The sequence below is a fragment of the Leptotrichia sp. oral taxon 879 str. F0557 genome (genome assembly GCF_000469385.1).
In the GTDB taxonomy this organism is placed as follows: Bacteria; Fusobacteriota; Fusobacteriia; order Fusobacteriales; family Leptotrichiaceae; genus Leptotrichia; species Leptotrichia mesophila.
Window position 1 is genome coordinate 1,293 of record NZ_KI271342.1, and the last position, 11,370, is coordinate 12,662.

Annotated in this window: 11 protein-coding genes; 10 read left to right on the forward strand and 1 reads right to left on the reverse strand. The window is 29.1% G+C overall.

The genetic code is table 11. The features are described from left to right. Window positions 1-236: 236 nt before the first annotated feature. Complete coding sequence (locus tag HMPREF1552_RS07985; protein ID WP_021744647.1) at window positions 237-1,856, reverse strand: ABC-F family ATP-binding cassette domain-containing protein; 1,620 nt, start codon at window positions 1,854-1,856, stop codon at window positions 237-239. A 154-nt stretch (window positions 1,857-2,010) separates the two neighbouring features. Between HMPREF1552_RS07985 and HMPREF1552_RS07990 the strand changes: the two genes are divergently transcribed. From HMPREF1552_RS07990 to recR, 10 genes are all read left to right on the forward strand, one after another. Continuing rightward, entirely contained in the window at window positions 2,011-2,787 is a 777-nt protein-coding gene (locus tag HMPREF1552_RS07990; RefSeq protein ID WP_039901440.1) for a histidinol-phosphatase, read from the forward strand. A 29-nt stretch (window positions 2,788-2,816) separates the two neighbouring features. Beyond that, a complete protein-coding gene (locus HMPREF1552_RS07995) occupies window positions 2,817-3,251 on the forward strand; it encodes a hypothetical protein (protein ID WP_021744649.1) in 435 nt (144 codons plus the stop codon). A 47-nt stretch (window positions 3,252-3,298) separates the two neighbouring features. Beyond that, complete coding sequence (locus HMPREF1552_RS08000; protein WP_021744650.1) at window positions 3,299-3,802, forward strand: NUDIX hydrolase; 504 nt, start codon at window positions 3,299-3,301, stop codon at window positions 3,800-3,802. Between the two features lie 49 nt (window positions 3,803-3,851). Further along, window positions 3,852-4,277 (forward strand): hypothetical protein, encoded by a 426-nt coding sequence (locus tag HMPREF1552_RS08005; RefSeq protein ID WP_039901442.1) that lies wholly within the window; start codon window positions 3,852-3,854, stop codon window positions 4,275-4,277. A gap of 28 nt (window positions 4,278-4,305) precedes the next feature. Next, a complete protein-coding gene (locus tag HMPREF1552_RS08010; RefSeq protein WP_039901443.1) occupies window positions 4,306-5,535 on the forward strand; it encodes a DUF4272 domain-containing protein in 1,230 nt (409 codons plus the stop codon). Window positions 5,536-5,787: 252 nt separating this feature from the next. Continuing rightward, window positions 5,788-6,750: a 6-phosphofructokinase gene (gene pfkA, locus HMPREF1552_RS08015; protein WP_021744653.1), complete on the forward strand. Its 963-nt coding sequence runs from the start codon at window positions 5,788-5,790 to the stop codon at window positions 6,748-6,750. Between the two features lie 121 nt (window positions 6,751-6,871). Continuing rightward, on the forward strand, window positions 6,872-8,299 hold the full coding sequence (gene pykF, locus HMPREF1552_RS08020) for a pyruvate kinase PykF (RefSeq protein ID WP_021744654.1): 1,428 nt from the start codon (window positions 6,872-6,874) through the stop codon (window positions 8,297-8,299). Window positions 8,300-8,716: 417 nt separating this feature from the next. Then, a complete protein-coding gene (locus HMPREF1552_RS12800; protein WP_021744656.1) occupies window positions 8,717-9,334 on the forward strand; it encodes a hypothetical protein in 618 nt (205 codons plus the stop codon). Between the two features lie 140 nt (window positions 9,335-9,474). Beyond that, window positions 9,475-10,242 carry a hypothetical protein gene (locus HMPREF1552_RS12805; protein WP_039901444.1) on the forward strand — a complete coding sequence of 256 codons (768 nt, stop codon included), beginning with the start codon at window positions 9,475-9,477 and terminating at the stop codon, window positions 10,240-10,242. An 89-nt stretch (window positions 10,243-10,331) separates the two neighbouring features. After that, complete coding sequence (recR, locus tag HMPREF1552_RS08040) at window positions 10,332-10,928, forward strand: recombination mediator RecR (RefSeq protein WP_039901446.1); 597 nt, start codon at window positions 10,332-10,334, stop codon at window positions 10,926-10,928. Window positions 10,929-11,370: the final 442 nt, after the last annotated feature.

An 11,370-nucleotide genomic window follows, 5' to 3' on the forward strand; every position in this document is an offset into this window, starting at 1 on the left:
AAGGGAAATGGCGATTGATTTCCCTTGCTTTATAAAAAGAAAAAACATAAAAACTATAGGAAAAATATTTATTATAAGCAGTTTTTTTAATGAAAGTCCCTTATACGGATACTTAATGATAAATTTAATTAAAGGGTATTTTAATAGTTACATAAGCTGTATAATAGAATAATCTTGTAAAAAAATAATTTTAAATTCATAATTTTTTATTTCTGTTCTTTAAACGGGAAATAGCACTAACTATACATCTCATTCAGCCTTGCTTCAACAGTTTCATCATTTAAATAATCATCGTATTCCATTTCTTTTTCTAAAATACCTTTTGGTGTAATCTCAATTATTTTGTTTGCGATTGTTTGAATAAATTCGTGGTCGTGTGTTGTGAATAAAATTGTTCCGTTAAATCTTTCCAGCGATTTATTTAACGATGTAATTGATTCAAGATCTAAGTGATCTGTTGGGTTATCTAATAGTAGTACATTTGCATTGGATAGCATCATTTTTGAAAGCATGCAACGAACTTTTTCCCCTCCAGAAAGTACTTTGGCCTTTTTTTTCGCCTCTTCTCCTGAGAATAGCATTCTTCCTAAGAATCCACGTACATATTCTTCGTGCTGGTCAGGTGAAAATTGTCTTAGCCAGTCAATCAATGACAAATCTACCCCTTCAAAAAATTCAGAGTTGTCTTTTGGGAAATAACTTTGAGAAGTTGTAACTCCCCATTCAACAGTTCCTGAATCTGGTTCTAATTCTCCAGCTAGAATTTGGAAAAGAGTAGTCTTTGCAATATCATTTTTTGATAAAATAACAACTTTGTCTCCAGTATTTATCGTAAAGGAAATATTGTTAAGAACTTTTTCGCCATCAACAGTTTTGGTTAAGTTCTCAACTTTTAACATATTGTTCCCAGCTTCTCTTTCAGGCTTAAACTCAATGTATGGATATTTTCTGTTAGAAACCTGCATATCTTCAAATTGTAATTTTTCCAGCTGTTTCTTACGGCTTGTAGCCTGTTTTGATTTTGAGGCATTGGCAGAGAAACGTGCAATAAAGTCTTGCAATTCCTTTTTCTTTTGCTCCATCTTTTTATTTTGGTTTCTGATTAATTCTTGCATTAATTGATTTGATTCGTACCAGAAATCATAGTTTCCAACAAACATTTTAATTTTTCCGTAATCAATATCAGCAATGTGAGTACAAACCTTATTTAAAAAGTGTCTATCATGTGAAACTACAAGTACAGTTGTGTTTTCCAAGTCCATTAGAAAATCTTCTAACCATTTTACTGCATGCAAGTCAAGTCCATTTGTAGGCTCATCTAATAATAATATGTCAGGATTTCCAAAAATAGCCTGTGCAAGCAGAACCTTTACTTTTTCAGGTTCTGTTAATTCTTTCATCAGTTTATGATGAAGTTCAGCGGGAATTCCTAAACCAATAAGGAATTTTTCAGCATTTGTTTCGGCTTCCCAGCCGTCTAGTTCTGCAAATTCTCCTTCAAGTTCAGCCGCTAAGTTTCCATCTTCTTCTGTAAATTCAGTTTTTGCGTATAGGGCATTTTTTTGCATCATAATATCGTATAATTTTGCGTGTCCCATCATTACCACATTTAATACTTCTTCGTCTTCATAAGCAAAGTGATCCTGTTTTAGAAATGATAATCTTTTATTTTTTTCTACAATAACTTCTCCAGAAGTAGAATCAAGCTCCCCACTTAATATTTTTAAAAACGTCGATTTTCCAGCTCCATTCGGTCCAATAATACCGTAACAGTTCCCTTCTGTAAATTTAATATTTACTTCATCAAAAAGTTTTCGTCCACCAAACTGGACAGATAAATTACTTGTTGAAATCAAAAAAATTTCCTCCTTAAATATTTATATTTTTCTTACATTATATCAAAAATTTTCACTAAAAACAAAATAAATTTATTTAAAACCTTTATTTTTTTCAAAATAATTGGTAAAATATACGAAAGAAAAAATTGAAAAGGATAGAATGGGGAAAAGTATGAATAAGACAAATTTTCACACTCACAATTACCGATGTGAACATGCCGTTGGAAATGTGGAAGATTATGTAAAAGTAGCAATTAGAGAAGGTTATACTGAACTTGGAATTTCAGATCACGCTCCAATGCCTGAATATTATGAAAATAACAGAATGAAAGAAGAAGATTTTAACGGATATTTGAAGGAAATAGAAGAAGCACAGAGAAAATATGGAGATAAAATCAAGATTTATAAATCACTAGAGATTGAATATTTTCCAGAATTTATTGAAAAATACGATAGATATAGAGAAAAATTAGATTATCTTGTTTTAGGACTGCATGCCTTTAGAAAAAACGGAGATAGCACAAATTACAATGCTTGGAAGATACAGACAGGGGAAGATGTGCTAGCTTATGCGAAATATATGGTTGAGGCTATAGAAAGTGGTAAATTTGACTACATTGCACATCCAGATTTGTATGTAATAAATTATCGGACTTGGGATGAAAACTGTGAAAAAGCAGCACACATGATTTCAAAAGTGGCAGAAAAAATGGGTGTACCGCTTGAAGTAAATGCAAACGGAATAAGAAAAACATTTGAAAGACATCCAGACTGGGACAGATATATGTATCCATACAAGGAATTTTGGGAAATTGTGAAGCAGTATAATGTTAGAACGATAATTGGTTCGGATGCACACGATTTTAACAGAATGGAAGATAAAGAGATGGAAATTGCAAGGGAGTTTGCAAAGGAAATTGGGCTGAATGTAATCGAGAGTATTTTTTAGAATTGTAAAATTTAACAGGAGGAATTAAATTGAAGAAAATAATTTTATTTATTTGTATTTTAATAGAAGTGAGTTCGTGTTCTTATATTAATTATGTAAAACAATATACTGCAAAAACTAAAAATGAGGGAAGGCAAGATAAAATAGGGAGAGAACTTTTAGAAAAAAATACACAAAAAATAGTATGGAATGAAATGGAATTAATAGTTCCAGAAAATACAACAATAGATACAAATGGAAGATTAAATTATAATAACCAAGAATTAGAAATAGAATTTAAAAAAACTAATAATAGAGAAGAACTTTGTAGAAATAAATCTTATAAAATACAATGGTTTAAAAAATATAATGAAGATTATGTTACTTTGGGAGGTTATAGATACGATAATTTAAAATATCACTCAGATAGTAATTTAAAATTGGCTAAAAAAATAGCTAAAGAAAATAATTTTACTAAATGTTAAAGAAAGGAGTGTATGGTAAGTATTTTTTATTATCATACAAAAAATAAATGGATAATAGTTTTAGATTTTTAAAAGGTTCAAAAATGACACATCCTACGACAGGGATAACTTTAGAGTATTTGGATAAATCTGATGCTGTTTGTTTTGTCCTGTTTAATGAGAGTAAGGAAAAAGCAATATTAGTAAAGCAATTTCGTCCGGGGTCTAAGGATTATGAAATTGAAGTTTGTGCTGGATTAATTGATGGTAATGAGAAGCCTAGAGTTGCTGCATTTAGAGAGCTGAAAGAGGAAACTGGGTATTTGGAAAAAGATGTGACAGATATTGAAGAATTGCCACAAGGGCTATATGTATCGCCAGGATACACAACTGAAAGATTATATTTTTTCAGTGCAAGACTAAAATCTGATGATGTTAAGCCTATAGAGCAGTCACTCGACCATGGGGAAGAAGTGGAAGTAGTATGGGTCGATGTGAAGGATATTACAAAGGTGTCAAGAGATATGAAAACAATACTTGCAGTAACTTATTTTTCAAAAGAAGCTAAATAATTTTAATCTATAAATTGACTTTTGTACTAAAAAAGGAAGGGAGGAGATTATGAAGATTTATTTGCCGTTGCCTGTAATAATACTAATTTTTTATCTAATTTATATAACTTTTTTAATAATTATGAAAAAGATTAGATTTAATGCAGAAAATTTAGAAGAATTGGGTGGAGAATTTATATTCACTTTTATAAAAAAAATAAAAAAAGAACAGATATATTTTAATATTGATGAAGTTAAGATGTGCGTTTTAACAAGGATTTTTATTCGTCAGGGAACTTTTAGAACGATAAATTTTAATATCTTTTTGAATGATGGATATAGCTTAAAATTAAGGAAAAAGAATGAATGCTTATTATTTTTGCAAGTATGCCGTGAGAAGAGAGAGGAGCTGTATCAGAAAATTTTAAGTATGATACCTGCAGATATGACAGTTATTTCAATTATTGAAAAAGAGCTTGATAATTTTAAACGTTAAAAATAATACTATGAAAGGGGAAATAAGAATGGGTTTATGGAATCTTTTTAAGAAAAAGAAAAAAGTGCAGTCAGGTGTCTGTTTTTCAAATGAAAAATCCTCTATAGAGCTTGTAAAAAGTTTTTTGGAAACTTATGTAGATGAAATTAGCACAGTTTCAACAGAAGACGGGAATAAATTGACTGAAAAAACGAGGAAATTTTATTTTGAGCTAAATGATGGAAGAAAAATAACGGTAGTCGTAAACCCAGATAGAAATTTTCTCTTAAAAGAAAAAATAGGAATAGAAATCTTTTTAGAAAAACTGAATTTAGAAAGTTTTAGAAATCTAAGTGAAGAGGAGCTTACTAAATATAACAAACTATTTGTAACTGTAGAGGCTGTTGATAAGGAAGAAATGAAAGATGAAGAAAAATTATTGGATAAAACCGTAAATTTTCTAGGAAAATTTCATAAATTTATTATACAAAAGAGATTGAATCATTATCACTTTGGCAATAGAAAGATGGTTCAAAATCCTGAAAAATGGGAAGTTTCAGATTTTATTCCGCCACTTTCAGAAAAAATGTTCACTGAATATAATTTAGAAATAACAAAGAATGATATTAAAAGAAAGAATAAAAATATAGACAGAATAAAACAGAACGGTCTTCCATATAATGAAAATATGGAAGTAAACATATCAGAAACAAATGTGCAGATATGTAAAAAGTGGGATATCATAAGAAGAATAGTGGCAATAGTGATGATACGTCTTGCCGCTGAAACTTATCTTGAAAAAAAAGAAAATGGACAAAAAGAATTAGAAACAATTATTGATATTTTTGAAAAGAAATATGAGTTTAAACAAGTCTTATCAGAGCGTGAAAAAAATTATCTGGAAAATCCATCAGATGATAAGGAATTAAACCTGGAATTTTATTTTATGTTAGAAACTGCAAAAATGCTATTGTGGGTGTTATCGCTTATTGATATTGAATTTGAAGATTTTAATACATTTTGTGATGTTTCTATGTTTATAGATGGATTAAAATACGAAAAACTAAAATCTTTTGCAAGAAAGTGTGAGATACGCTCAAAAAATAAGATTTTAGATATGCTAGACTATACATATAGGTTAAATTGGGCAAATGTTGAGATAAAACTAGAAGGGTATGATAGAATTGTAAATGAGAGTATTGTGTATTTTAGCAGGCTTGCTTTGGAATGGGTAGTTCAAGATGGAAAAAATATGGAAGAAATTATAATCCATACATAAATTTATAATGTTGGTTAAAAATTTTTATTTATAATTTTTTTATTTTTATAAAAATCTAAAAATAGTTAATAATCAAACTAATTAATTTTAAATAAAAATTTAGACTATTAAACAGATTTAATTAAAAAAAGGGGCGTATAATAAAATAATTTGAAAAATTAATTGACAATAGATTTCAAAAATGATAATATTAAAACATAGAATTTAAAAGAAATTTTTGTAATTATAATGTGTAGAAGGAGAAAATTTAAGATGAAGAAAATCGCAATCTTAACAAGTGGAGGAGATTCACAGGGGATGAATACAGCGATAAGAGCTGTCACTAAAGCTGCTATAAACAAAGGAATGGAAGTTTATGGTATAAGAAGAGGATACAAAGGTATGCTTGAAGATCAGATTTTTCCATTGACATTGTTAGATGTAAGCGGAATTGCTGATAAAGGAGGAACAATTTTATTATCAGCAAGATTGCCAGAATTTAAGGATCCTGAAGTTAGAGCAAAAGCGGCGGCTAATTTAAAAAAATATGGAATTGACGGATTAGTTGTAATCGGTGGAGATGGATCATTTCATGGAGCACACTATTTGTATGAGGAACATGGTATTAAAACAATTGGAATACCTGGAACAATTGATAATGACGTAGCGGGAACTGACTATACAGTTGGTTATGATACAGCATTAAATATAATTTTAGATGCTATTTCTAAATTAAAAGATACAGCAACTTCACACGAAAGAACATACTTAGTTGAAGTAATGGGAAGAAACTGTGGAGATTTAGCTCTTTATTCTGCAATAGCAGGAGGAGCAAGTGGAGTAATGATCCCAGAAGCTCAAAGTTCTATCGATAAAATAGCCGAAGTAATCAAAAAAAGACGTGCAGAAGGTAAATTGTACGATATAATCGTAGTTGCAGAAGGTGTTGGAAATATTATGGATATTAAGGATGAATTAGCTAAAAAAGTTGATACAAATATAAGAGTTACAATCTTAGGACATATTCAAAGAGGTGGAGCACCAACAGCATTTGACAGAATATTAGCAACAAGATTAGGAGTAAGAGCGGTTGAGCTTATCGAAGAAGGAAAAGGTGGATTAATGGTTGGAATTCAAAGTGAAGAAGTAACAACTCATAAATTATCTTACGCTTGGGAAAACTATTCTAAAGCATCTGCTTCTGATTATGCAATAGCAAATATGTTATCATTATAATTGTTAAAATCTTTTTTAGGTTTAACAGTTTAAAAAAATAAATGAATATTTCTTACGGAAGTAAGAGTTCATTGATAAAATAATACAATGAAATTTTAAATATCAAATTTTAGGAGGAAAAATGAAAATTAAAATGACTAAAGTTGTTTGTACCATTGGTCCAAAAACTGAAAGTGTTGAAATGTTGACAAAATTAGTAGAAAGCGGAATGAACGTAATGAGATTAAACTTTTCTCATGGTGATTTTGAAGAACATGGAGCAAGAATTAAAAATATTAGAGAAGTAATGAAAAAAACAGGTAAGGAAATAGGAATTTTATTAGATACTAAAGGGCCTGAAATCAGAACTGGAAAATTAGAAGGTGGAAAAGACGTATTATTAGAAACTGGTAAAAAAGTAACTATTACTACTGACTACTCTTTCGTTGGAAATGCTGAAAAATTTGCAGTTTCTTATCCTGGAATTGTTGATGACTTGTATGAAGGAACAACAGTATTATTAGATGACGGTTTAGTTGGATTAAAAGTTGAAAGTGTTGATAAAGCAGCTGGAGAAGTTCATTGTGTTATTACAAATACTGGAGAATTAGGAGAAACTAAAGGTGTAAACTTGCCGGATGTTTCAGTTGGATTGCCAGCATTAGCTGAAAAAGATATTGCTGACTTGAAATTTGGTTGTGAACAAGGTGTTGACTTTGTAGCAGCTTCATTCATAAGAAAAGCATCTGACGTTGCTGAAGTAAGAAAAGTCTTAGATGACAATGGTGGAAAAAATATTCAAATTATTTCAAAAATTGAAAGCCAAGAAGGTGTTGATAACTTTGATGAAATCTTGGAATTAAGTGATGCAATCATGGTTGCCAGAGGAGATTTAGGAGTAGAAGTACCTGCTGAAGAAGTTCCATTTATGCAAAAAATGATGATTAGAAAATGTAACAAAGTTGGAAAACCAGTTATTACAGCAACACAAATGTTAGATTCAATGATCAGAAACCCACGTCCTACAAGAGCGGAAGCAGGAGATGTTGCTAACGCTATTTTGGATGGTACAGATGCAGTTATGCTATCAGGAGAATCTGCAAAAGGTAAATATCCGGTAGAAGCTGTTAAAATGATGGCTACTATTTCAAAAAGAACAGATGAATTCAAGAAATTTAAAACAGTTGAAACTCCAGATGGATCAGAAATTTCTGTTACAGAAGCAATTTCAAGTGGTGCAGTAAGTACTTCTCATGCATTAGATGCTAAATTAATTGTATGTTGGACAAAAACTGGTAGAGCGCCAAGAATGATTAGAAAATATGGACCAACTGTACCAATTATCGCTTTAACTGACAACGAACAAACTGCAAGACAGTTGGCATTAGTGAGAGGAGTTAGAGCTTACGTAGCAAAAGGATTAGATAAAACAGATGATTTCTTCACAAAAGCAAGAGAAATTGCAGCTAACCATGAAGAAGCTAACAAAGGTGATTTAGTAGTAATGGTAACTGGAATTTCTAAAGAAGGAACAACTAATACATTCAGAGTAGAAAGAGTTGGAGAATAATTAAAAATCTGATTATTTAACCGCATCACACACAACAAGTAATTATAAATATTTTATGAGGGAAACGGTCTTATGCCTTTTCCCTTTATTTGTATACGATAAAATAATGTTGTTAAAAAGTTTGATATGGCAGGGAAATTAACTTGAACGTGGGTTGGAAGAGGAAAATGATTTTCCAAAACGTGCAATATATAATGAGAAGGTGAGATAAGATGAGAATGATAAAAATTATACTATATTTGATAATATTTCAAATATTAACTTTTTCTGAAACTAGAGAGACATTACGCACTATAGTGTTTTATAATTACTATCCAGTTATTAATCAAGAAATAAAATCGGGACTTGAAATTCAAAGACTGAAAGGCTATTGTTTAACACATAAAAATACTGGTCATAAATACTGGTCATATATGTATGGGATTTATATTTATACCTAAATATTATGAATTTGAATCAGAAGATGAATACGAACCTGAAAGATTAAAAGTGGATGCTATAAAAAAAATAAATATTAATCTGTCAACTTTTAAAGCAATGTCATATGGCGATGTTGATTTTAAAGAAAATTATCCCAAATTTAATAAGATAAATTCGATAACATTAAAAGATTATAAAATACGAGAAAGGATAAATAAGATAAAAAAAATGTTATTGGTCTATGATGCAATTGAAGAAACGAGAGTATTAATAAATCTTGGGCTAGATTATTTTAACATACCATATATTGAAAGAAATTATGATGATTTTGGAAGAAATTTTTCACATTATATTGTCATAAGAGGTGCTGATATTATACATCCATATATAATGGATATAAAAAATTATAAACCTGATGAAGTAAAAACTGAAGTAAAAAATTTAAATCAGATTTATCAATACTTCAAAAATAATCCATATAGAGATATTGATTATACAAGTAGTAAAGTTGATGAATATGAAGAATTTATAGAAAAAAATATAAATATAACTGAATTAGAAGTTGCATTACAAAGAGAGATTTATGAACTGACTAAAGAGTTGGATTTGCAATAAAAGAAATAGAGGATTTTAATAATAAATTTTTGGAAAAAGAAATTTATGAAACAAATTTTTATTCTGAATTAAACAGGGAAATTGTAGAATTATTCCAAAAATTGGGGTTAAACTAAAAAATGTGTAGGAGTGAAATTAAAATGAGAATTAAAAAAATTATTCTGTATTTTTTCGCATTGCAGATAATGATGTTTTCTGAACCAGTAAAGCTTAGAAAAAGAGTATATTATCTATACTATCCAACTTTCAAACAAAAAATAAATTCTGGAATGGAAATTCAGAAGGTAAGAGGTTATTGTATACTTTTAGATATGAAGTGTACGGAGGTACTGTATGTAGCAGAAGAAATGGATGACTGGAAACAAGGACCAGGAGAAAGTACCCTAAAAAAAATAGAAATTGATTTATCAAATTTTAAAAAAACTTTTTTCATAGGCGAATTTAGAAACGATTATCCATATTTTAAAAATTTAAAACAAGAGATTTTAAAAGAGAATAAACTAAGAAAAAAAATAGAGAGAATAAAAAAAATGTTATTTATAAATGACATCATGCTCGAAACGGAAATGGAAAAAAGTTCTTATAGAGATTATTATACAATGGGAATTGATTATGAGGAACTAACCAAAAAAATTTCAGATTATATCATAATAAGAACAGATGAAATTTCAAATCCATATATAATGGATATTAAAAATTATAAACCTGACGAAGAAAAAATTGAGTTAAAAAATTTGAATCAAATTTATCAATATTTCAAAAATAATCCATATAGAAATCTTGAATACACATCTGAAAAAGTTGATGAATATGAAAAATTTATAGAAAAAAATATAAATATAAATGAATTTGAAAACATTTTGCAAAGAGAAATTTTTGAACTTATTAAAGAGTTGAATTTAGAATAAAAGAAATAGAAGATTTTAATATTATAAAATAAAAAGATTTAAAACTATTCCTATTTAAGTAAGGTTTAGTGCAAGAAAGGAATAAAAAAGTGAAAAAACTTGATGATCTGATAGATGTTTTTGCAAAATTGCCAGGAATTGGAAGAAAAAGTGCGGCAAGAATTGCGTTTGATGTTTTAGATAAAAGTGAAGCTGATATTGATAGAATGCTTGAAATAATAAAAGATTCACATGCTAATATTAAACATTGTGAAATTTGCGGGAACTTATCTGAAAATGATATTTGTGAAATTTGTGCCAACGAGAAAAGGGACAAGGAAGTGATATGCGTTGTTGAAGGAGTGCGAGATGTAATTGCATTTGAAAAGTCTGAAACTTATAATGGACTTTATCACGTGCTTGGTGGAAAAATTGACCCACTAAATGGAGTTACAATTGAAGATTTGAATTTAAGAAAGCTAATAAATAGGCTAAATGGAGATATAAAGGAAGTTATACTGGCTTTAAATCCTGACTTGGAAGGTGAAACTACAAGCCTATATTTGACAAAATTCCTGAAAGAAAAAAATGTCAAGATTTCTAAAATCGCTAGTGGAATTCCAATGGGTGGGAATATTGAATATACGGATATGGCGACGCTGGGAAGATCGCTTGAGGGTAGAGTTAATGTAGATGATTTAGATTAAGTTGTGTTTAAATATATATGGTTTGAAAATTTGAGAAACAAGTAGACATTTAAAATGTTTAGTGTTATACCAAAACCTATTTAAAATCAAATTATCTTATTTCTTCTTTTTCTATTGAGTTTAAATCCGATGAATACAGTGGGTGAAATGATAGATAATGTCCCGTTTTTTTAATTATTTTTCTAATATTCTTGTCATTATTCAAAAAATTCACTTTCCGTTGTCTCTCTGTATTTTGTCTGAATTTTTGGGATTTTCATATATTGATTAAGTTTTTCAGGATTAGGCATCTTAAATTTTCTTTTGCACTTTCTTGATAAAAGCCCTCCCTATTTCCTTGTTAAGCTTTATCCATCCGTACAATATGTTGGGATTCATGTTGAATTGAAATAACGTTTTTGTTTTTTCGATTTCATAATAAAATTTAAAATTCTTTTTCTAT

What these genes read in the sequence shown, in the direction of transcription:
- HMPREF1552_RS07990 (WP_039901440.1), top strand. Translation starts at nt 2,011, where the DNA reads ATGAATAAGACAAATTTTCACACTCACAATTACCGATGTGAACATGCC.
- HMPREF1552_RS12800 (WP_021744656.1), top strand. Translation starts at nt 8,717, where the DNA reads ATGGGATTTATATTTATACCTAAATATTATGAATTTGAATCAGAAGAT.
- HMPREF1552_RS08000 (WP_021744650.1), top strand. Translation starts at nt 3,299, where the DNA reads ATGGATAATAGTTTTAGATTTTTAAAAGGTTCAAAAATGACACATCCT.
- pykF (WP_021744654.1), top strand. Translation starts at nt 6,872, where the DNA reads ATGAAAATTAAAATGACTAAAGTTGTTTGTACCATTGGTCCAAAAACT.
- pfkA (WP_021744653.1), top strand. Translation starts at nt 5,788, where the DNA reads ATGAAGAAAATCGCAATCTTAACAAGTGGAGGAGATTCACAGGGGATG.
- HMPREF1552_RS12805 (WP_039901444.1), top strand. Translation starts at nt 9,475, where the DNA reads ATGAGAATTAAAAAAATTATTCTGTATTTTTTCGCATTGCAGATAATG.
- HMPREF1552_RS08005 (WP_039901442.1), top strand. Translation starts at nt 3,852, where the DNA reads ATGAAGATTTATTTGCCGTTGCCTGTAATAATACTAATTTTTTATCTA.
- HMPREF1552_RS08010 (WP_039901443.1), top strand. Translation starts at nt 4,306, where the DNA reads ATGGGTTTATGGAATCTTTTTAAGAAAAAGAAAAAAGTGCAGTCAGGT.